The sequence below is a fragment of the Aminobacter sp. UC22_36 genome (assembly GCF_044056035.1).
GTDB lineage: Bacteria > Pseudomonadota > Alphaproteobacteria > Rhizobiales > Rhizobiaceae > Aminobacter.
The window spans coordinates 4,499,283-4,520,020 of the sequence record NZ_CP171996.1 but is presented as its reverse complement, the minus strand read 5'-3'; the positions used below and the strand labels follow the sequence as shown (position 1 = coordinate 4,520,020).

At 63.7% G+C, this 20,738-nt stretch carries 15 protein-coding genes, 1 tRNA gene and 1 pseudogene; 7 read left to right on the top strand and 10 right to left on the bottom strand.

The window, feature by feature from the left end; translation table 11 throughout:
* The first annotated feature begins 153 nt into the window (after window positions 1–153).
* Window positions 154–1,197 (top strand): polysaccharide pyruvyl transferase family protein, encoded by a 1,044-nt coding sequence (locus tag ACHMW7_RS25525; RefSeq protein ID WP_395448198.1) that lies wholly within the window; start codon window positions 154–156, stop codon window positions 1,195–1,197.
* A 34-nt stretch (window positions 1,198–1,231) separates the two neighbouring features.
* On the opposite strand, the gene ACHMW7_RS25520 is transcribed toward ACHMW7_RS25525, so the two are convergent.
* Window positions 1,232–1,987 (bottom strand): hypothetical protein, encoded by a 756-nt coding sequence (locus ACHMW7_RS25520; RefSeq protein ID WP_395448197.1) that lies wholly within the window; start codon window positions 1,985–1,987, stop codon window positions 1,232–1,234.
* Between the two features lie 198 nt (window positions 1,988–2,185).
* Window positions 2,186–2,479, bottom strand: a complete 294-nt coding sequence (locus ACHMW7_RS25515) for a hypothetical protein (protein ID WP_395448196.1) — start codon at window positions 2,477–2,479, stop codon at window positions 2,186–2,188.
* A 128-nt stretch (window positions 2,480–2,607) separates the two neighbouring features.
* Here ACHMW7_RS25515 and ACHMW7_RS25510 point away from each other — a divergent pair, with 128 nt between their 5' ends.
* Window positions 2,608–2,856 (top strand): hypothetical protein, encoded by a 249-nt coding sequence (locus ACHMW7_RS25510; RefSeq protein ID WP_395448195.1) that lies wholly within the window; start codon window positions 2,608–2,610, stop codon window positions 2,854–2,856.
* 239 nt (window positions 2,857–3,095) lie between these two features.
* On the opposite strand, the gene ACHMW7_RS25505 is transcribed toward ACHMW7_RS25510, so the two are convergent.
* Both ACHMW7_RS25505 and ACHMW7_RS25500 read right to left on the bottom strand, forming a co-directional pair.
* Window positions 3,096–3,171, bottom strand: a tRNA-Thr gene (locus tag ACHMW7_RS25505).
* Between the two features lie 311 nt (window positions 3,172–3,482).
* Window positions 3,483–4,439 (bottom strand): NAD(P)H-dependent flavin oxidoreductase, encoded by a 957-nt coding sequence (locus ACHMW7_RS25500; RefSeq protein ID WP_395448194.1) that lies wholly within the window; start codon window positions 4,437–4,439, stop codon window positions 3,483–3,485.
* A 230-nt stretch (window positions 4,440–4,669) separates the two neighbouring features.
* On the opposite strand from ACHMW7_RS25500, the gene ACHMW7_RS25495 reads away from it, so the two are divergent.
* Window positions 4,670–5,764 (top strand): hypothetical protein, encoded by a 1,095-nt coding sequence (locus ACHMW7_RS25495; RefSeq protein ID WP_395448193.1) that lies wholly within the window; start codon window positions 4,670–4,672, stop codon window positions 5,762–5,764.
* Window positions 5,765–5,857: 93 nt separating this feature from the next.
* Here the strand turns inward: ACHMW7_RS25495 and ACHMW7_RS25490 are convergent.
* Together ACHMW7_RS25490 and ACHMW7_RS25485 are read right to left on the bottom strand one after the other, a co-directional pair.
* Window positions 5,858–7,457 (bottom strand): annotated as a pseudogene (locus tag ACHMW7_RS25490) (cisplatin damage response ATP-dependent DNA ligase).
* 268 nt (window positions 7,458–7,725) lie between these two features.
* Window positions 7,726–8,736, bottom strand: coding sequence for a ligase-associated DNA damage response exonuclease (locus ACHMW7_RS25485; RefSeq protein ID WP_395451438.1), 1,011 nt, complete (start codon window positions 8,734–8,736; stop codon window positions 7,726–7,728).
* A gap of 84 nt (window positions 8,737–8,820) precedes the next feature.
* Here ACHMW7_RS25485 and ACHMW7_RS25480 point away from each other — a divergent pair, with 84 nt between their 5' ends.
* Window positions 8,821–9,732, top strand: a complete 912-nt coding sequence (locus ACHMW7_RS25480) for a methyltransferase domain-containing protein (protein WP_395448192.1) — start codon at window positions 8,821–8,823, stop codon at window positions 9,730–9,732.
* Here ACHMW7_RS25480 and ACHMW7_RS25475 read toward each other — a convergent pair.
* The gene (locus ACHMW7_RS25475) at window positions 9,729–9,905 is read right to left on the bottom strand and encodes a hypothetical protein (RefSeq protein ID WP_395448191.1); all 177 of its coding nucleotides are present in this window, start codon (window positions 9,903–9,905) and stop codon (window positions 9,729–9,731) included. The two genes, ACHMW7_RS25480 and ACHMW7_RS25475, sit on opposite strands and share 4 nt — an antisense overlap.
* 395 nt (window positions 9,906–10,300) lie before the next feature.
* Between ACHMW7_RS25475 and ACHMW7_RS25470 the strand changes: the two genes are divergently transcribed.
* Together ACHMW7_RS25470 and pdeM are read left to right on the top strand one after the other, a co-directional pair.
* A complete protein-coding gene (locus ACHMW7_RS25470; protein WP_395451437.1) occupies window positions 10,301–12,802 on the top strand; it encodes a ligase-associated DNA damage response DEXH box helicase in 2,502 nt (833 codons plus the stop codon).
* Complete coding sequence (gene pdeM, locus ACHMW7_RS25465) at window positions 12,799–13,515, top strand: ligase-associated DNA damage response endonuclease PdeM (protein ID WP_395448190.1); 717 nt, start codon at window positions 12,799–12,801, stop codon at window positions 13,513–13,515. Before ACHMW7_RS25470 ends, pdeM begins: the two co-directional genes overlap by 4 nt.
* Before the next feature lie 217 nt (window positions 13,516–13,732).
* Here pdeM and ACHMW7_RS25460 read toward each other — a convergent pair whose 3' ends face one another.
* From ACHMW7_RS25460 to ACHMW7_RS25450, 3 genes are all read right to left on the bottom strand, one after another.
* Window positions 13,733–14,515: a TIGR02186 family protein gene (locus tag ACHMW7_RS25460; protein ID WP_395448189.1), complete on the bottom strand. Its 783-nt coding sequence runs from the start codon at window positions 14,513–14,515 to the stop codon at window positions 13,733–13,735.
* Complete coding sequence (locus tag ACHMW7_RS25455) at window positions 14,515–15,441, bottom strand: sulfite exporter TauE/SafE family protein (protein ID WP_184771912.1); 927 nt, start codon at window positions 15,439–15,441, stop codon at window positions 14,515–14,517. The genes ACHMW7_RS25460 and ACHMW7_RS25455 overlap by 1 nt, the downstream gene beginning before the upstream one ends.
* A 176-nt stretch (window positions 15,442–15,617) precedes the next feature.
* Window positions 15,618–19,349 carry a peptidoglycan-binding protein gene (locus ACHMW7_RS25450; protein WP_395448188.1) on the bottom strand — a complete coding sequence of 1,244 codons (3,732 nt, stop codon included), beginning with the start codon at window positions 19,347–19,349 and terminating at the stop codon, window positions 15,618–15,620.
* Between the two features lie 440 nt (window positions 19,350–19,789).
* Here ACHMW7_RS25450 and ACHMW7_RS25445 point away from each other — a divergent pair, with 440 nt between their 5' ends.
* Window positions 19,790–20,242: a MerR family DNA-binding transcriptional regulator gene (locus ACHMW7_RS25445; protein WP_214388343.1), complete on the top strand. Its 453-nt coding sequence runs from the start codon at window positions 19,790–19,792 to the stop codon at window positions 20,240–20,242.
* Window positions 20,243–20,738 lie beyond the last annotated feature (496 nt).

Here is a 20,738-nt window from a genome sequence, read left to right as displayed (position 1 = left end):
GCGCAATGCGCAAAGACCGTCACAGTGCCGTCTCAAAACGGCTTCGTCAGGCGCGCGCCAATCTGCTGACGCCGCCTGAAGCTATCGTTTCAACTCTGGCCTGAAGCCCGGTTCAGGCGCGCCAGGCCCCTTCAAACGTCTTCGAATTTCGCTTTGGACCGTGTCGGCTACGCTCTGGCATCGCGTATCTTCGATAGATATACCCGCTCCGGGCAACAGGGCGAAGAGATGTCTCTCAGGACGGCGTGGGTATCGTTTGAGCGAAAGCACCTAACGGCGAAGACCGTGGAGGCTCCACCGCTGCTTTTGTTCTGGTGGGGAAGCTACGGTTACAAAGGCGGCCCGACGCTTGGCGATCTGATGGCTGTGAACAATCTGTCGGCTCGACTTGCGCGTGGCGGAATCGAACATGCAGTCGTTTCGCACACCGACTTGCGATTGCCCGATCACCTGTCGGTCGATGACATTTATTCAATCCAGCCAGCTCAAAAACTGGTCTTCGTATGTGGTCCGGTCACAGATAACCGCGAGCTTCGCGATCTGCTCTCCATCCATGCACGAGCCAAGAAAGTAGCAGTTGGCGTTAGTGTGCTCACGAACCAGTCGACGATGAATGGGCGGTTCGACCGCATTGTTGCCCGCGATGGCGCCGACAGGTCCTACTTTGACCTGGCAATCGCAGAGTTTGTTGCGCCTGCCCAACGGGGAACAACCTTCAGCACCGTCGGCGTGTGTCTCCGAGGGCCTCAAGGCGAATATGGCGATGCTCGCAAGGGCATGGCTCAGCTGGCGGAAACGGTGTTTCAAGACGTCGTTCGCCAAAACGGGTTCCAGCCAATCTCAATCGATACGGTGTTGTCGGCGAAAAACACCCCGGCGACGATCAATGCACAGCTCGCCGCCTCTGATATCGTGTTGACCACCCGGATGCATGGCGCGCTTTTGGCATTAGCAGCGGGCAAGCCGGTCATCGCTATTGACCAGGTTCCCGGCGGGGCGAAGGTTGCGGCAGTGGTTGGGAAAACTGGTTGGCCGTTTGTGTTTCGCGCTGAGAATGTCGGTCCCGAAACAATTCACGAAGCCGTCGACAACCTGCGACGCGGAGATTGGCAGGCCCAGGTCCTCGCGGCACAGGGCCAAATCAGGGGAATGACTGACGAGGCTCTTGCTGCAAGCGTGGCAGCGATAGAAGACTAGGCAGCCCTCTCATGTTGAGGGCTGCCAGTGGCCATTACGTGCGGATGATTTCCGCAAGCGGTGTTCCCGGCGTCGGGTCGACATCTCCGAGCTGCGAACTCCAGAGATGCATAAGGTATGAGCGCGGCGACGCGATATCCTCAACCGACAAACCTGGCTGCATCAGCAGTTTCGTTTGCTCGTAATGCAGCGGGTAAAAATAATCGATCGGAGAAGCTTGGCGCAAAGCGTTGAGCTTCTTTGCCCAATAGGTAATGAGGTGTGGGCCGATAGTGCCCCAAGGCATTCTGCTCACATGCTTCGGCCGACCGAGTAACCGCCGCGCTGCAAGCGTGCGACGTCGTCCAGATGACATCCACGGGGGGATGAAGTGTGGATTTTCCGCAGATTCAATCACAGCAGCAAGAAACTTGCTCTGTTGCGGAAACTTAAGTACTGCACTTCCGAGATAGTTATCTGACTCCCAGCCGAGCACGCAATCAGAAACCGGAAAAGGGCGAAGACAGTACATGTCCGCATCGACGTACAGTCCCATGCCTTCCCTTTGGATTCGATAGCGGTAGATGTCCGAAGCCAACGCGTAGCTGCCGGATGCCCGATGCTGCACGATTTCCTCCGGTTTCATCAACTGATGGGCGTCGAAGATCTCAACACCATCCGGTGTGTCTTCTGGACGTTCAAAAGTATGAAGTAGAACCCCATACCCATGCTTTAAAAAAGACCTCAGGCACGCAGCGTGCACGGGGCCCAATTTGCGGCCGATCCAGACCGCATTTACAACTTCCGACATTTCCCCATTGCCCAATGCAGTTCATGCTTAGCCCCACGGCTCTCTTTGCATTGAACGTACGGTTGTTCAAGTAGGTTCTAACTCAACTTGAGCTGAGCGTTGGTCCAGCAAGACACCGACCTTTTGTCCACCCTTCGCTGGCTAACCAGGCCTGCCATTCCTTGCGCTTTGCCTCTAGAGGCTGCTGCTCACCTTTATCTATCGAATAAAAGACTGCCGCTGCCGATCGCACGCGGCTTCGAGTTTGCGGAGATCGTCGAGGGCGTTGAGCCGATTGAAGTTCGGGCCGTCACCGATTTCTGCGAGGACGATTTCCAGAATATCGAGGCTGAAGTTCAATCGTTCGATCAGATGGGCAATCTCCTCGGTGGCCTCGTATACGGACGTTGCGCGCAGAACCATGCGTCGGATATGCGAAGTCGGAAATGGGGTGCCGGCACTCTCTATGAGACGAGCGATGTCTGCAAAACTATCGTCCGGTAGCCCCGCCATGCAGGTTTCCAAGCCTTAGTAGCCAATCTGCCAGAGAATAGCGCTCGACGCGCCGAATACCACGCCGATGAATTCCCTTCCAAAAAGGGTCGTTGTCTCGTGCGAAAAGTGCGGGATGCGGAAGCAGTATGCGGCGGACAGGGGACGACCGCACGCTGACGCACCTACTGGACGAGATTGTCACGCGCATCGGCTGCCCTATGGCCAAAAGCCTCCGGCCAACCCAGCTCGAGAAGGAGATGGCAAGCAGAGCGAACTGCGCGCCGATGACCATGGCCATCAAGAAGACGATGAAGCTTGCTGACATGTCGGCCAATCCGGAATCGGACAGTAAGAGCAATGCAATCGCCCACCCGACGCTGATAACCGTGCAGTAGCTGCCAATCGCCAGTATTCCGTGCTCGAAGGAAGGCGCTTGTTGCGGAAGAAGAAATAGTAAGCCGTCGATTGCGAGATGGCGAAAGCGGCAGGCACGCCAAAAATGTGCGAGATGATCTTCTCGTATTGAGGGAATATGGCGACAAGTGCCATCCCCAGAAAAGGTGTCCCAACGTTCTCCGAGCGAGTTCGTTTGGAGCGGTGCTCAACTGCAAGTGATTGGTTTTATTTGGAAGTTTGGTGCCGCTTAGGTGACTCGAACACCTGACCCCATCATTACGAATGATGTGCTCTACCAACTGAGCTAAAGCGGCTTCCAGGCTTCGCGACCCGAAGGGCGCGAGACAGTGAGCGCGTGATAACTTCATTGCGCGCGGATTTCAAGCGGCCTTTGCAGGGTTTTGACAAGAGGCGAAGAAGTCGCCGCGTGTCGTGGCGTAAGGCCACAGCCCGGCACGGGATGTCGGCTCGGAGCCGCCCACATCGCGCAAAGTCGAGGGGCGCCCCCCAGCGGAAGTAGTCAGGAGGCGTTGGGGGCCCCGGAAGGTCCGGGCACCCACATTGCGCGGAGGCGAAAGCGTCGACGGCCTGGACGTCCAGTTACGTGCCGCAGCGGTCAGTGACTTCAGCCGGCGAGGCGGGCCTTGGCGGCGGCGTATTCGCCAGCCAGGCGCTCGACCAGTTCGGCCACCGGCACGACCTTGTCGACAGCGCCGATGCCCTGGCCGCAGCCCCAGATGTCCTTCCAGGCCTTGTATTTGTTGTCGCCCTCGAAATCCATGTGGGTGGGATCGGAGACGGCGAGGTTGTCCGGATCCATGCCGGCGGCGCGGACAGAGCCCTTGAGATAGTTGCCGTGGATGCCAGTGAACAGGTTGGAATAGACGATGTCGGCGGCCTTGGATTCGACGATCATCTGCTTGTAGGCGTCGGCCGCGCGGGCCTCTTCGGTGGCGATGAAGGGCGAGCCGATATAGGCGAGATCGGCGCCCATGGCCTGGGCCGCGAGCACCGCGCCGCCATTGGCGATGGCGCCCGACAGCAGCAGCGCGCCGTCGAACCACTGGCGGATCTCCTGGATCAGGGCAAACGGCGACAGCGTGCCGGCATGGCCGCCGGCACCGGCGGCGACCGCGATCAGTCCGTCAGCCCCCATCTTGATCGCCTTGCGGGCGTGGCGGTCGTGGATGATGTCGTGCAGCACGATGCCGCCATAGGAATGGACGGCCTGGTTGACCTCCTCGACCGCGCCGAGCGACGAAATGACGATCGGCACCTTGTACTTCACACACAGGCGCAAATCATGTTCGAGCCGCTTGTTGGACTTGTGGACGATCTGGTTGACGGCAAAGGGCGCGGCCGGGCGGTCCGGCTTGGCGGCGTCATGAGCGGCGAGGTCTTCTGTGATCATGGCCAGCCACTCGTCGAGCTGGGCTTCGGGGCGGGCGTTCAGCGCCGGGAACGAGCCGACGATGCCGGCCTTGCATTGGGCCAGCACCAGCGGCGGATGTGAGATGATGAACAGCGGCGCGCCGACGACGGGAACACGCAAGTTCTTCTTGAGGATTTCAGGCAGCGCCACGCTCGTCTCTCCCGGCTCTCGATTTTTGACGTTTCCGTAAACGTCACTCCATATAGCAGATCGCATCGTCTCGACAATGGACGGGGTGTGGTCGTCGCTTCGGTTGTTTTGCCGGCCCCAAGGCGCATTGCACCCCGTTTTGGCCGACAATTCGCTAACAGCGCCGTTGATTGATGCCTTTTCTGCCGCTAACCATCTGGCAACACAGGCGCCGTTGCGAGGAGCATCGATTGGATTCGATCGAAAAGGCGATCCGGAACGCTTTCGAAAAAGGCGATCCCGAGAACCGCGAGTTTCGCGAAAAGGTCTATCGCGCCGCGTTTGGCGCGCTCGACCGCGCGCTCAAGGCCAATCCGGCGATGACCGTCGAAGCGGCGATCAACCGCCGCAAGTCGCTGCAGGCCAAGATCACCGAGATCGAATCGGAATTCATGCCGGCGGCGCCCGCGGTCTCGCTGGGCGCGGCGGATGCGGCATCGGCACCGGAAATATCGCTCAACGGCAATGGCGCGGCCAGGGCTCCGTCCGTTTCGATCGGCAACCCGGCGGCAGGTGTGACACCCGTCGTGCCCGACATCATGCCCGATGCGACCTTGCCCGGCGGGCCGCCTACCGAGATCACCGAAAAGCGCAGCCGGGCGGAACGGCGGGCGGCCGACCGGGCCAGCGCGCGTGCCGAAAGACGGCGGCCTTATGCGGCGATGTTTTTTGCCGTCACCCTGCTCGCCATGGGCGGCATCGGCGCCTGGTGGGCGGTGCAGACCGACCAGTTTAAATCGGCCGAAGAGATCGACACCTCGGTGCACAACCCGCCGAAGCAGCTCGAGAGTGAGGATTTTTCGCCCACCGATGCCGGGCCGGCACGGCCGGGCCAGGTCGACCAGGCGCGCAACTGGATCACCGTGTTCACGCCGACCGACCCGACTGACGTCAGCGCGCCGAGCGGCACCTCGGCCGAAGTTGCCAAGGACGACACCGGCAGCTTCCTGCGCATCCGCTCTGGCAGCACCGGCTCGGCGGTCAGCTTCGATGTCGGCCAGGGTGTGCTCGAGCAGATCGCCGGCAAGCATGCCGTGTTCGACATCGTCGCCCGCGCCGAGGACGGCAAGGAAACGCAGATGGCCGTCGATTGCAATTTCGGCGAGCTCGGTGACTGCGGTCGCAAGCGTTATCTCGTCGGCTACCAGCGCGGCGAATACCTGTTCGAGATGGACGTGCCCGACAAGCAGCCCGGCGCTGCCGGCACCATCGCCATCAATTCGGACCTGGCCAAGGAAGGCAAGGCGGTCGACATCTACGAGATCAGGGTGTCGGTGACCGAATAGCGGCTGTGCATCCGATGCACAAAGGGCACTCTAATAGATTCAATCTAGGCATAGTGATTTCCGAAAATCGGTCCCGATTTTCGGGCCGATGCGCTAGTCGAGCAGCGCCTGCAGCGTTTCGATGCGGTCGGCTTCGGCGGGCGGCTTGTCCCAGCGCAGGCGCGATATCCGTGGGAATTCGCATGGCGACGCCCGACTTGTGGCGCGTCGAGCGGTTGAGGCCCTCGAACGCGACTTCCAGCACCAGCCCGTGTGCCCTGTCGGCGCGCACCGAGCGCACCGGGCCGAAGCGCTCGATGGTGTTGTCGCGGACGAATTTGTCGATCTGTTTGAGCTCTTCGTCGGTAAAGCCGAAATAGGCTTTTCCCACCGGCACCAGCTCCTCTTGGCCTTCCACGCCCGACCAGACGCCAAAAGTGTAGTCCGAATAGAAGCTCGAGCGTTTGCCATGGCCGCGCTGGGCATACATCAGCACCGCGTCGACCGTGTGCGGATCGCGTTTCCACTTGAACCACGGACCCTTGGGGCGACCGGCGAGATAGGGCGAGTCGAGGCGCTTCAGCATGACGCCCTCGATGATCGGATGCGGCGGAGTGCTGCGCATTTTCTCGAGCTGCTCCCATCTGTCGAAGGCAATGAGCGGCGACAGGTCGAAACGGTCGGGGTCGAGCGTGGCGATGAATGTTTCGAGGCGCGCGCGGCGCTCGGTGAACGGCACCGCGCGCAGGTCTTCGCCGCCGTGCTGGAGCAGGTCGTAGCAGCGCACGAAGGCGGGATAACGGTCCTGCATCTTGACTGACACGGTCTTGCGGTTGAGCCGCTGCTGCAGGTCGGAGAAAGTGCCGGTCGCCTCGCGCGGCACGCCGACGAGCAGTTCGCCGTCAAGCGTGGCATCGAAGTCCATCGCCGCGACGACATCGGGGAAGGCGCCTGAGACATCGTCGCCGGTGCGCGAATAGAGCCGGCGGATGCCGCCTTCCGATACCGCCTGGACGCGGATGCCGTCCCATTTCCATTCGGCCGCGTAGTCGGTCGGATCGAGCTTTGCGAGATCGCCGTCGCCAACCGGATTGGACAGCATGACCGGCCTGAACAATGCCCTTGCGGCCTTCTCCGGCTTCGGGGCCTTGCCCTCCAGCCAGGCGAACAGGCCGATATAAGGCGGAGCGAGGCCATGCCACAGCTCTTCAATCTCGGACACGTCGACCGGGCCGAGATCGGCCAGCGCCTGCTTGGCGAGGCGGGCGGAGACGCCGATGCGCAGGCCGCCGGTGACGAGCTTGATGATGGCGAAGCGGGCCGAGACACCGGCCTGGTCAAGCAGGCGGGCAAGCACGGCTGGACCGTCGGAGCGGCTGGCTGACTGAAGTTTCTCGACCACTTCGGCGAGCGTGATGGCGTGGTTGGGCCGGCTGCCCGGCGTCTCGGGCCAGACCAGCGACACGGTCTCGGCGAGGTCGCCGACATAGTCGTAGGAATAGCCGAAAAGGATGGAATCTATGCGCTCGGAGACGAGCTGGCGCAACATGGCCGGCTTGACGGAGGCAATGTCGAGCTCGCCGGTCAGTGCGGCGAGCGCCAGCCCGCGGTCGGGATCTTCGACCGAACGGAAATGATCGGTGATGAGCTTCAGCTTGCCGTTGCGCGATGGCGTCAGCACGAGACGGTCGAGGAGCTCGGCGAAGCGGTTCATGGGGCGGGGGCTTCCCGCGAAGGGCGAGTTCCGTCCCACCCCCCTCTGGCCTGCCGGCCATCTCCGCCGCAAGGGGGGAGATTGGCAGCTCCGCTGTTGGCGCTCGTCCTGCGACGGTGGCGATTGGTGAAGGCGGTGATGACGGCTGATCTCCCCCCTTGCGGAGGAGATGTCCGGCAGAACAGAGGGGGGTGCTGTCTCGCGGGCCCGGCAGTCCTGCCGCCCGCGACCGGGCAGGAGTGTGTGCGAAGGAATACGATGGCGGCCATCAATCGCCCTCGTCCTCGTAGCCGACAAGATGCAGCGGCCGGGCTGATATCCCGTTGAGTTCGCACCAGCGCACCAGCGCCTCCTCGCGGCCATGGGTGACCCAGACCTCGCCGGCGCCGGTGTCCTTGATCGTTTCGGTCAGCTCGTCCCAGTCGGCATGGTCGGAGATGATGAGCGGCAGTTCGACGCCACCTTGCCTGGCGCGCTGGCGGATGCGCATCCAGCCCGAGGCAAAGGCGGCGAGCGGGTCGGGGAAGCGCCGCGCCCAGCGGTCGGCGAAGGTCGATGACGGGGCGACGATGATGGCACCGGCGAAATCGCTTCTGTCGCCATCCTCGACGGTCGCGGGTTGGAGGTCGCCAAGATCGACGCCCTGGCTCTGATAATATTCGCTCAGCCGCGTCAGCGCGCCATGGATATAGATCGGCTTGTCGTAGCCGCTGTCGCGCAGCAGCCGCATCACCCGCTGCGCCTTGCCGAGCGCATAGGCGCCGACAAGATGGGCGCGCTCGGGAAACTGCCGGATCGATTTGAGCAGCTTGCCGATCTCGTCCGATGCATCGGGGTGGCGGAAGACCGGCAGGGCGAAAGTGGCTTCGGAAATGAAGACGTCGCAGGGCACGACCTCGAAGGCGGCGCAGGTCGGGTCCCTGGCGCGCTTGTAGTCGCCCGAGGCGACGATGCGCATGCCATTGCGCTCGACCGCGATCTGCGCCGAGCCGAGCACATGGCCGGCCGGATGGAACGACACGGTGACATCGCCGAGCTTGATCTTGTCGCCAAGCGGCATCGCCTGGGTGGCACCAGCGAAATCCGGCCCGCAGCGGATCGCCATGATGTCGAGCGTCTCGCGCGTCGCCAGAACCTTGGCGTGGCCGGGGCGGGCGTGGTCGGAATGGCCATGCGTGATCAGCGCCCGTTCCACCGCCCGCACCGGGTCGATGTAGAAATCGCCCGATGGGCAATAGAGCCCCTCGGGGCGGGAATGGAGCAGGTCGCTGGGCCGCATTGCCACAAGATAGGCATTTGCCGCTTGCGTGGAAGCCCGCTTTGGCAGTAATGCGCGCCACCCTCCTTTTTGTGGATTTTGCGCTTGACGCCGCTGCAGCTCTCTTCCAACGACCTGCTGGCCGACCGGCGGGCAGACTATGCCGAAATGCTGTTCGGCTCGGGCGACCATGCGGCCGCTGCCGAGCTGATGCTGGGGGCGCTGGAAATCGCGCCGAAATGGGCGATGGGCTGGTTTCGCCTCGGTGAGATGCAGCAAGCCGCCGGGCAGATGGAAGCCGCTGCCGAAGCCTGGCGCATGTCGCTGAAGCTCGAGCCCACCGATCGGCCGGGTGCGGCGCTCAAGCTGCAGCTGATCGGCGCAGTCCCCGCCGCCGACTGTCCGCCGAGCGCCTTTGTCGAGATGCTGTTTGACCAGTATGCGGAAAAATTCGACCACGCGCTGGTCGAGACGCTGCATTACCGCGTGCCGGAACTGTTGACGGCGGCAATCGCCGCAACCGGCCGGCGGCAGTTCGGCCATGCCGTCGATCTCGGCTGCGGCACCGGGCTGATGGGCGTCAAGCTCAGGCCGGTGGCGCAACGCCTCGACGGCTACGACATCTCGGCCGAGATGCTGCGCAAGGCGCGCGACAAGGGTGTCTATGACAGGCTCGACAAGGCCGATCTGCAGGAGCTGGAATTTGCCGGCGAGACGGCCGACCTTGTTACCGCCGCCGACGTGTTCATGTATCTCGGCGCGCTCGATAAGGTGTTTGCGAGCGTGATGAAGATGCTGGCACCGGGCGGATTGTTTGCCTTTTCGGTCGAGCGTCTTGCCGGCGAGGGTGTCTTCGAGCTGCAGGAATCGCGCCGCTATGCCCATTCCGAAGCCTATGTGCATGGGCTGATCATGGCTGCCGGTCTGAGGCTGGTTTTGCTCGAGCACGCGGTGATCCGCCAGGATCGCCGCGAGCCGGTCGAGGGGCTGATCGTGGTGACGGAGCGCGCGGCCTAGCGCTGGCGGCTGCTGCTTGGGCTGCCGAGCATGCCGCGCGAGCGCAGCGGCTTTTCTGCCGGCTTCGCAGTGATGCCCGTTTGTTTTTGCAGCGCTTCAAGCTGCTGCTGGAGCTCGCGGACGAGCCGTTCCAGTTCGGCAATGCGGGCTTCGTGGGAGGCTGTGTCGGGCATGGGCGGCTCTCGGTTTGGGCTGCTCATCTGATACGGCGGTACCTGGGATGCAAGTCTGTTGCATCGCGATCCTTCCCCACCCCCTCTGGCCTGCCGGCGCCCACAGGAGGGAGATTGGTCGCGTCGCCGGCGTCGCTCATCCTGCGAGTTCCCAAGATCAGCGTTGCAATGTTGGTGATTGACGATCATGCCGATGCAGGCGTGATCTCCCTGCTTGTGGGGGATATGGCCGGCAGGCCAGAGGGGGGTGCGACGGAACGAGACGCTGGAGCCGTCGCGCTGGACCCATTCTTGATCCCTTTTTGTTCCAGATTCCGCTTGGCGCGGCGGCGCGCGCGCGCTAGGTCTGGGGCGTGACGAGCCAAGCGCGCCTGGAGCCGAATTCGACTGCCGCCATGCTGCCGGAGCCATTCGTGCGATGGTTCGCCGAGCGTGGCTGGTCGCCGCGTGCCCACCAGCTCGACTTGCTGGCGACGGCGCAGCAAGGCAATTCGGTGCTTTTGATCGCGCCGACGGGTGCCGGCAAGACGCTGGCCGGTTTCCTGCCGGCACTGACCGATCTTGCCATGCGCCCGAAGAAACGCCCGGGCGAGGCGCATCGCGGCGTGCATACGCTCTATATCTCGCCGCTCAAGGCGCTGGCGGTCGACATCGAGCGCAACCTCGGCAAGCCGGTCGCCGAGATCGGCTTGCCGATCACGATGGAGACGCGCACTGGCGACACGCCACAGCACAAGCGCGCGCGTCAGAAGCTGTCACCGCCCGAGATCCTGTTGACGACGCCTGAGCAGCTTGCGCTGCTGATCGCATCGCCGGATGCCGAGCGCTTTTTCTCCGACCTGCGTTACATCGTACTCGACGAGCTGCATTCGCTGGTGACCTCCAAGCGCGGCCATCTGTTGTCGCTTGGGCTGGCGCGTCTCAGGAAATTCGTGCCCCACCTGCAGGCGATCGGCCTGTCGGCGACGGTGGCCGAGCCGGATGAACTCAGGCGCTGGCTGGTCAACCAGAACCCGACAGGCGAGATGGCCGAACTGATCACGGTGTCGGGCGGCGCCAAGCCCGAGATATCGATCCTCGATTCCGAGGAGCGCGTGCCATGGTCGGGTCATTCGGCCCGTTACGCCATTCCCGATGTCTATGAGGCGATCCGCAAGCACAAGACGACGCTGTTGTTCGTCAACACCCGCAGCCAGGCGGAGCTGCTGTTCCAGGAGCTTTGGCGCGTCAACGACGACAACCTGCCGATAGCTCTGCACCATGGTTCGCTCGACGTCGGCCAGCGCCGCAAGGTCGAGAAGGCGATGGCCGACAACGTGCTGCGCGCCGTCGTTGCCACCTCGACGCTCGACCTCGGCATCGACTGGGGCGACGTCGACCTTGTCGTCCATGTCGGGGCGCCGAAGGGCGCGAGCCGGCTGGCCCAGCGTATCGGCCGCGCCAACCACCGGATGGACGAGCCGAGCCGGGCGATCCTGGTGCCGGCCAACCGCTTCGAGGTGCTGGAGTGCCGGGCGGCACTGGAGGCCAACTATCTCGGCGCCCAGGACACCCCGCCGCTGCTCGAGGGTGCGCTCGACGTTTTGGCCCAGCATGTGCTCGGCTGCGCTTGCGGCGAGCCGTTCCGTGCCGACGAGCTGTTCGCCGAGGTGAGGGGGGCTGCACCCTATGCAGGGCTCGACCGCGAAAGTTTCGACCGCGTCGTCGATTTCGTCGCCACCGGCGGCTACGCGCTGCGCAGCTATGAGCGCTACGCCCGCATCCGGCTGACCAAGGACGGCACCTGGCGGGTCTCGCATCCGCGCATCGCCCAGCAGTACAGACTCAACGTCGGCACCATCATCGAGGCGCCGATGCTGAATGTTCGCTACACCCGCGCCAAGGGCAAATCGGGTGCTGGCAGCGCCCAGTCGCTGGCCTTGCGCGGCGGGCCGGTGCTCGGCAAGATCGAGGAGTATTTCGTCGAGACACTGTCGATCGGCGACATGTTCATCTTCGCCGGCAAGGTGCTGCGCTTCGAGGGCATCCGCGAAAACGAGTGCTACGTCTCGACCGGCGGCGGCGGCAACGTACTGGTGCCATCTTATGCCGGCGGCAAGTTTCCGCTTTCGACCTATCTCGCCGACCAGGTGCGCGGCATGCTGGCCGATCCGGCGCGCTGGAAGGCGCTGCCCGATCAGGTGTCGGATTGGCTGCGCATGCAGCAGCTGAAATCGATCCTGCCGAGGCGCGAGGATCTGCTGGTCGAGACCTTTCCGCGCGGCGAGCGCCACTACATGGTGGCTTATCCCTTCGAAGGCCGGCTGGCGCACCAGACACTCGGCATGCTTTTGACGCGGCGGCTGGAGCGCGCCGGCGCCCGGCCGCTCGGCTTCGTCGCCACCGACTATTCGCTCGCCATCTGGGCGCTCGGCGATCTCGGTGCGATGTTCAAGAACAGGCAGCCCGCGCTTGCCGAACTGTTCGACGAGGACATGCTGGGCGACGATCTCGAGGCCTGGCTCTCCGACAGCTGGCTGCTCAAGCGCACCTTCCGCAATTGCGCCGTCATTTCAGGCTTGATCGAGAAACGCTTTCCCGGCCAGGAAAAGAATGGGCGGCAGGTCACTGTTTCGGCCGACCTCATTTACGACGTCTTGCGCAGCCATGAGCCCGACCACATCCTGCTCAAGGCGACGCGCGCCGATGCGGCATCCGGCCTGCTCGATGTCAGGAGGCTGGCCGAGATGCTCTCGCGCATTCATGGCCGAATCGTTCATAAGATGCTCGACCAGATTTCGCCGTTGGCGGTGCCGGTGATGCTTGAGATCGGCAGGGAATCGGTCAATGGCGAGGCCAACGATACGCTGCTGCTCGAGGCGGCAGACCTGATCGAAGAGGCAATGGGAAGCGCATGAACATTGCGGCGCGCGAATTGGGTAAGGCTGCCGGTTGCGAGACGATCGCCATTTCAGGCGTGCGCGCGGTCTGCGACCAGCGCGCAGCACTGCATTTTCCCGAGCTCGACCTTCTCGTCGTTTCCGACCTGCATCTCGAAAAGGGCTCGTCCTTTGCCCGCCGCGGCCGGCTGATCCCGCCTTACGACACGGCGGCGACGCTTTTGCGGCTGGCTTCGGTCGTCGAGGATTACGCGCCGAGAACCATCGTCAGCCTTGGTGACAGCTTTCATGACGGCGAGGGTGCCGCCCGCCTGCCGGAGCCTTTTCGCGACAGCCTCTTAGGCATGATGAAGGGGCGCGACTGGTTCTGGGTCGCCGGCAATCACGATCCCGACGCGCCCGACGACCTGCCCGGCGAGACCGTGCAGGAACTCGCCGTCGGCGGTCTGGTGTTTCGCCATGAGCCGTCGAAGGGCCATGCCGAGGGCGAAGTCGCGGGCCACTTGCATCCTTGCGCCCGCATCGTCCAGCGCAGCCGTTCGGTACGGCGCCGCTGCTTTGCCAGCGACGGCGCGCGGCTGGTGATGCCGGCATTCGGCGCGTTCACCGGTTCGCTCAACGTGCTCGACCGCGCCTACAAGGGCATGTTCCGCAATGGCGCGCCGACCGCCTACATGATCGGTGCCAGTCGCGTTTATCCGATTGCCGGGTCGTTGCTGAGGCCGGGGTAGTCGCTGTCTTCGGCTGTCGGGACGTGCGCTTACGCCTTCACTTCACACCGTCGCCAAGCCTTTTGATGACGATACTTGTAGCGGTGCAGGATTTCGCTTTCCCCTCTAGAGGCCGATCAACGTTGGACGTGGAAGATCAGGCCGATCGCAGAGCAGAGCAGGGCAAGCGCATGCCGCAACGGCGAGCCACCAAAAGCGGTTGACGCCGTCGACCTCCTCAGTCCTTCCTGAAGACGATTCTTCCGAGCCATCCGGTGAACATGGCAAGGCCGATGGCGAACAGGCCGTAGCCGAAGCCGTGGTCGGTGGCGAAGCGGTAGATGGTCTGCTCGAAGCCGGATTTGACGATGGCAAGCTGGGCGGAGGTTTCCTTGATGAAGATGCCGTTGCGAAACAGGAAGGCGCGTGCCTTGTGGGTGCCGACGGGCACGTTGGGGGCAAGGTGCAATGTGGCGCGAAACAGGCTCTGCGACAGGAACTGCACGCCGCCGATATTGTCGGAGTAGAGCCCGATCGCCTGCTTGCGCTCGCGCAGCGCATCGGTGAACTCCTGGATGGTCAGCGGGCTGTCGCGCTTGTCTTCGGGCTCCATGTAGATGTTGTTGGCACCCAGCGACAGCTGGCGGTAGTTGTTGGGATCGGTGATGTCCTGCGGCTGGCGGGTGGTCGCCACCGAATAGGACACCGGCACGTTGACGAAGGTTTCGGACTGGGTGTTGATCCACATGCCGAGCACGCGGCTCTTGCGCCGCACGACAACAGGCCGGGCCGGGCCTTCGAGCACGACATAGACGTCGTAGCGGCCCTGGCGGTTGATCAGCGGGTCGGCGTTTTCGAGCGCGCCGAAGATGGTGAGGTCGGCGCCCGAGAAGTCGGCGGTGATGGCGACGCGGTCGGTGGAGAGCCCGATCTGGATGCTTTCGGGGTGGGCTGCTTCCTGGGCGCGCGCCGGAAGTGCTGCAGCCAGGACCAGCGCTGCCAGACATGCCGCCGCCCGCATCACAACAGCCCGCTCACGCCGGTCAGCGAATAGAGGTTCTGCGGCTTGACGAACAGGTCGAAGCCAAGGCGCAAGGCCACCGCCAGCACCAGCAGCGCCAAAAGGGCGCGCAGCTGTTCGCCGCGCAGCTTCTGGCCGGCCTTGGCGCCATATTGCGCACCGGCAACGCCGCCGACCATCAGCACCAGCGCCAGGATGATGTCGACGGTCTGGTTGGTCGAGGAATGCACCAAAGTGGTGAAGGCCGAGACGACGACGATCTGGAACAGCGAGGTGCCGACGACGACATTGGTCGGAACCTTGAGCAGGTAGATCAGTGCCGGCACCATGATGAAGCCGCCGCCAACGCCCATGATGGCGGAGAGGAAACCGATGCCGGCACCGATGCCGAGCACGGGGATGACCGAGACAAACAGCTTCGAGGTGCGGAAGCGCATCTTGAAGGGCAGGCGGTGGATCCAGTTGTGCTGGCCCGATTTCTTCAGCGCCGGCGGCACCCCGCCCTTGGTCAGGCGCAAGGCATTGACGCTTTCGATCAGCATCAGCCCACCGACGGTGCCCAAAAAGACGACGTAGAGCAGCGAGATGAACAGGTCGAGCTGGCCGAGTGCGCGCAACAGCGCAAAGACAAAGCCGCCGGCGGCGGAACCGGCGATGCCGCCGATCAACAGCACGGTGCCGAGCTTGAAGTCGAGCGTGCCGCGCTTGAGATGGGCGAGTGCGCCCGAGAATGACGAGGCGATGACCTGGTTGGCACCGGTGGCAACCGCGATGGCAGGCGGGATGTTGTAGAAGATCAAAAGCGGCGTGATCAGGAAACCGCCACCGACCCCGAACATGCCCGACAGGAAGCCGACCGCCGCGCCCATCGCCAGGAGCACGAACACATTGACCGACATTTCCGCAATCGGGAGATAGATGCCCACCCGTCAGACTCTGCAAATCGAATTGTTGCCGACGCCCATCCCTGGGAGCTTGTTGGCTACCGGGTACTTGCGCCGACATTGCGGCGAAGTCAAACTTCGCCGAGCACAAAACGAAAAATAACTCAATCAGTTAACCCGCCGGTAAAGGCGGGCTACTGAAAGCCTGTCATGGTGAACTATTTGCGCGCCAGCAGCGCCTCGACCAGGGGGGCGTCGACATTGCCGGTGGGCGCCAGCGCATTGTCCTTTTGGAACGCCATGATCGCATCCTTGGTCTTCTGGCCCATCATGCCGTCGGGCTTGCCGGCTTCGTAGCCGTTCTTGTTGAGGATCGCCTGGATGTTGTGGACGGCCTTCTTCATGTCGATGTTGGCGGCAGGCGCATCTTCCCAGGCTGCAGGTACCTCGACCGAGTTGGAAGCGGGGTCGAGTGGCTTGGGCTGCCAGAGTGCCGTCGTTTCCTTGGCGCGCTTGAGCTGTTCGGGGTTGAGCGCCTTGGCGATCTCGTCGCGCTTGGCGGCGGCATCGTTGTCACCCTGCTTGGCGACGACAGCGAACCACTTGTAGGACTCTTCGAGGTTCTGCTTCATCCCGACCCCCTTGGCGGCGAGGATGCCGAGATTGAACTGGCTGTCCTTGATGCCGAGTTCGGCAGCACTTACGAACCAGCGATTGGCCGAGTCGTTGTCGACAGTGCCATCGGCGCCCATGGCGAACAGCACCGCAAGATTGTGCATGGCGCTGGCGTTGCCCTGGGCAGCGGCGAGCTGGTACCAGGTCTTGGCCTTGGCGGCGTCGCGGTCGACGCCGGTGCCCTTCTCGTACATGTTGCCGATACGGTACTGCGCCGGCGCGAAGCCGAGCTCGGCCGCCTTTTCATACCACTGGGCAGCAGCCTTCATATCGGCATTGGTGCCGCGGGCCTCGGCATAACGCGACCCCATCTCGTACAGCGCCTTGGCGTCGCCGGCATTGGCTGCCTGGCGCAGCGCTTCCGGACCGACGGTTTCCGGCATGAAGGCGGCCGGGGTGACCGACGGCTTGATCGTTTCGATGGTGACCGGCTGAGCCGGGATCGACTGCGTACTGGTCTGGTCGAGGGCGGCACCGGCGGGCACCGAGTTCATCGACGTGTCAGCCATCTGCTCGGGCTCGACGAGTGGGGCGCTGGCGACCTCCGGCTTGTCGACATTGCGAACCGGAAGTGCGGCGAGTTCGACGGGCTTTACTGGCGCTGTTGCGGCGACCTTGGCCGGCTGCGACACGGCAGGTGCCACAGTGACGCCTGCCGTTTCGATCGGGTCGCTGAGGAACGCCTTGCCGAGCTGCATGCCGGCGAGCGCCAGCATCACCGCGCCAACGGCCATCAGCACCGACTTGCGGCGCGACTTGATGAGATCGCCGATGCGCAGCGCGCGCACCGGGCCCTTGAGATCGGAGCTGCGCTTGGCCGCATCGGCTTCGGCCGCGGCAGCCTGGGCGGCGCGGCGGGCGGCCGCGATGAAGTCGGATTTCGACGCGTCGGGCTCGTTGGCACGCACCGTCTCGCCACGTTCGTCGCGGACGCGGCGCATGATGGCGTTGAGGTCTGGCGCGCCGGAGCCGGGCTCCAGCGGACGGTTGGCGATCTTGGGATCGAGCGGCGCATCGAGCATGACGGACTGCGACGGCGTCTCGACCACCGGCTCGGCGGCTTCGGCAATGGCGGGCTGCTGCTTGTCCTTCTTGCTGGTAAAGGCGCGGGCAAGCCCGCTGAACATCGAGGTCCTGGCCGGCTTCTGCTCCTTTTTCTCAGTGCGGACGCCGTCGAGGGCCGCGACCGCGGCGGCAGCCTCGGCGGCGGCCTGGGCCGGGCTGCGGGCAGGGCGTTCATCTTCGTTTGGCCGGTCGCTGGCGCGGCGGCCGAAGGTGTGGCTGGCCTCGGGCAGCGGTGCCGGTGCTTCCGAATCGAGCGCCGGCGTTTCGCTGAGCGAGAGCTTCGGTGCCGGCGAAAGCATGGTGGTCGACAGCAGCTCGGCGACGGAAGCCGGCGGTGCCTCGACGGGCGCCGGCGCTTCGTTGGTTTCGATCGAGCCGAGCCGGTCGACGATCTTCAGCAGCGTGTCATGGATCGCCTCGAAGGTCTTGCCGTTGCGTTCGTCGGAACGACGGGTCAGCGCTTCCAGTGCTTTCAGATCCTGCGCCAGACCGGCGACGGCGGCAGTCTCGGTGCTTGAGCCCGAGAAGGTGCGCACGGCATTTTCGGCGGCCTGTCGGGCCGCTTCGACAAGCGCGTGATGATTGCCTGATATGGAGCGCTCGATCTCGTCGAGGCGCGGACGGATGTCTTCGAATTCGGGCAGCGGCGAGCCGGGCCGTGCCAGATGGTTCGACAACTCGCTGACCTGGGCCTCAAGGCCGCGGATCAGGTCGGGGTCGATGCTCGATACCTGGGCCGCCGACATTTCGAGGCGGCCGGAGATGTCTTCGAGGCGGGCTTCGAGGCCGCGCATCGCAAGCTCGGTGGCCGGATCAGGCTGGCGGTTGCTCTCGAGCCGCTGGGCAAAAGCCGTGAAGCGGGCGTCGATGGCTTCCATGATGCCGGACTGATCGGCGGCGGGCTGGGAGGCCTGGCGGTCGAGACGGTCGCCGAGATCCTCGAGGCGGCGCTCGAGATCGCGGAACAGCACATTGCCGTGTTCGAAGGCGTCACCCTGGCGGCGCTCGAAGACGTCGGCCAGCGCGTCGAAGCGCTGCTCGATGCCCTGGAAGATGAGGCCGGCGTCTGGTGCCTGGGGCGTGCGTTCGATCTTGTCGGCGATCAGCGAGATCTGACGGGTCAGGCGCTCGACGGCCTGCTCGGGAATGTCGCTGCGCAGGGCGATGTCGTCGACGCGCTCGGAAAGCACATTGAGGCGGTCGATGATCTCGGCGGTCGGCTGTTCGGCGGTGATCTCTTCGATCTGGTGGGCAAGGGCCGCGATGCGCACCTCGATCCGCTCGAACGGTTCGGGATTGAAATGCGGCGTTTGCGCCGCGACCGTCGAAGCGACGATGGCGCGCGAGATTTCATCGAGGCGCTCGTCGATGAGGCTGAACATCTCGTCGCCATGGCTGTCGCGCTGGCGCACGAACTGGTCGACGGCGCTGGCAAGGGTGCGGACCTTGTCTTCGATGGAACGCAGCGACAGCGATTCGGGCAGGCTGTTGACGGCGTCGTTGATCTGTTCGAGGCGGCCGGCAAGAGCGGCAAGAGCCGGGTCCTCGGGACGCTGGCGGACATCGGCCGACATCCGGTCGGAGAACTCGACCCAGCGGCGGTCGAAATCGTCCCAGCGGCGATCGACCGAAAGCACGGTCTCCTCGCGCGCCAGTTCGCCCAGCGAGCGGCGGACCTGTTCGAGTTCGAGGCGCAGCGTATTGACGCTCTTGTCGTCGCTGCGTTCGGCGAGCGAGTGGATGGCGCCCGACAGCCGCTCCAGCTCAAGTCCGAGCTCGACGGCCTGGCCGCCGGCGGCACCGGCCTGGCTGGCGCGGTCGATGTCCTTGCGCAGCAGGTCGAATTCGCGCTGCAACCCGGTGCTCATCTGGTGGCGCATCTCTTCGCGCAGCGCGCGAAGTTCACCGGCGATCTTGCCGACAGCGGCGACGCCGTCCTCCTGACCGCGGGCGCGGTCGATGTCGCGGGCGATGGTCTGGTAGGGCCGTTCGTAAGGTGCGCTGCGGCCATATTCGCCGCGCGGCGCGTAGCCGGCTGGCGGTGCCTGGCGCGGCGGCGGTGAGCGGTAGGATTCAGCACTTTCCTCGCGGGCGCGTTCGAGCCGCGCCTCGAGGTTTTCCAAGGAACGGTTGAGCTGGTCGAGCGACGCATGCGGGCGGCGCTGCCTGCCTTCGTTCAGGGAGTCGAGATAGGACCGCTTGCTGTTCATCGAAACGCCCGTTGGCCAGAGTGCTGGTGTCGGAACCAGAAGTCTCAAATCCTTGCCGGGAACGGAGGCTGCGAGAGGCCACGGAACTTGGCTTCCGGGGCTTTTCGCCGCCCTCCGAAACCGTGAACAATTCGATACATGATGACCACGGGGGAACCGGCACGGGTACATTTCCCTCAACGTGGTAAACAAGCTCTTAACCAAACTTAAGAAACTGCGACGTTCTGTAACCGCCTTGGCGGTGAAATCGGCCAGATTTCCCTTGCGTAGGGTAGGCGGTATCGTTATAGCATTTACGTAAACGTAAGACGTGTACAGATCGCCGTCTTTGGAAGCATTTACATAGAAACCACGATCGGAAGCCCCGCCCCCTGCGGCTTCCATCAGAGCACCGGCCGGCTCCGCCGCCTTGCTCGCAATTGGGGATAGCAGAGTAGATGATGAAGCTTGTGTCGGTCGCCGACGTTGCGGCCAATGAAAACAATCTCTCCGGCGAGGACTATGTCCGCATCGGCGAAATGGCAAAGAAGTATGGCGTCACCTTGCGGACGTTGCGCTTTTACGAAGACAAGGGGTTGTTGAACCCCAAGCGTGAGGGCGCAACGCGCCTTTACACCCGTCGCGACCGTGCGCGGCTGAAGCTGATCCTGCTCGGCAGGAAAGTCGGTTTCTCGCTGCGTGACGTCAAGCAGATGATCGACCTTTACGATCCGACCGGCACCAACGCCAAGCAATTGCGCCTGACCCTCGACAAGTCGGACAAGCAGCTCGGCCGCCTCCAGAAGCAGCGCCAGCTGCTCGACGAGGCGATTGGCGAGCTGAACAACCACATGACCGTCGTTCGCCAGCTATTGGCCGAGCGCACTGCCGTGCAGGCAAGTGCCGCCAGCTAATCAGGCGACTTCGCTTTCTGAAACGACCCGGCGCGGGTGACTGCGCCGGGTCGTTTTGCGTTTTGGGGTTCGGGCGGCGGGTTGTTTTTCGGTGGGTCCCCGTCTGATGGGCGGCTGGCGCTCGGGGAGGCCGGACGTCACACTGACTGCAGCCTCTCCGCGGGGGCGAACATGTAGATGCATCGCTTCCGTCTCTTGGCCGGACATAGGCAGGAGCTAAGTCTGCGCCGACCGGTCTCGACGCTGTCACGGCATGAGTTCCCGACACTCTCCGCTGGCGTTGCTCGCTCACGAGGTCGGGAATGACGAATTGCAGGGGAAGCCTTCGCAAGTCTCCATTTCAGCGATTGGCGGAAACGGCAATCTGGGGAGGGTCGAAGGTCGGCTGAGCAGACCTGCGACCACGACCCGTCATTCCCGAGTTCGCGAGCGACCGCAGGGAGCGGAGAGTGTCGGGAATCCATGCCGTGAAGGTCACGACGTCAGCGCCGGTCCA

Bases quoted from the DNA above. Each gene is read 5' to 3' on its own strand.
- ACHMW7_RS25520 (WP_395448197.1), bottom strand. From the start codon at position 1,987: ATGTCGGAAGTTGTAAATGCGGTCTGGATCGGCCGCAAATTGGGCCCC.
- ACHMW7_RS25515 (WP_395448196.1), bottom strand. From the start codon at position 2,479: ATGGCGGGGCTACCGGACGATAGTTTTGCAGACATCGCTCGTCTCATA.
- ACHMW7_RS25510 (WP_395448195.1), top strand. From the start codon at position 2,608: ATGCGGCGGACAGGGGACGACCGCACGCTGACGCACCTACTGGACGAG.
- ACHMW7_RS25485 (WP_395451438.1), bottom strand. From the start codon at position 8,736: ATGCGGCCCAGCGACCTGCTCCATTCCCGCCCCGAGGGGCTCTATTGC.
- ACHMW7_RS25475 (WP_395448191.1), bottom strand. From the start codon at position 9,905: ATGCCCGACACAGCCTCCCACGAAGCCCGCATTGCCGAACTGGAACGG.
- ACHMW7_RS25470 (WP_395451437.1), top strand. From the start codon at position 10,301: ATGCTGCCGGAGCCATTCGTGCGATGGTTCGCCGAGCGTGGCTGGTCG.
- pdeM (WP_395448190.1), top strand. From the start codon at position 12,799: ATGAACATTGCGGCGCGCGAATTGGGTAAGGCTGCCGGTTGCGAGACG.
- ACHMW7_RS25460 (WP_395448189.1), bottom strand. From the start codon at position 14,515: ATGCGGGCGGCGGCATGTCTGGCAGCGCTGGTCCTGGCTGCAGCACTT.
- ACHMW7_RS25450 (WP_395448188.1), bottom strand. From the start codon at position 19,349: ATGAACAGCAAGCGGTCCTATCTCGACTCCCTGAACGAAGGCAGGCAG.
- ACHMW7_RS25445 (WP_214388343.1), top strand. From the start codon at position 19,790: ATGAAGCTTGTGTCGGTCGCCGACGTTGCGGCCAATGAAAACAATCTC.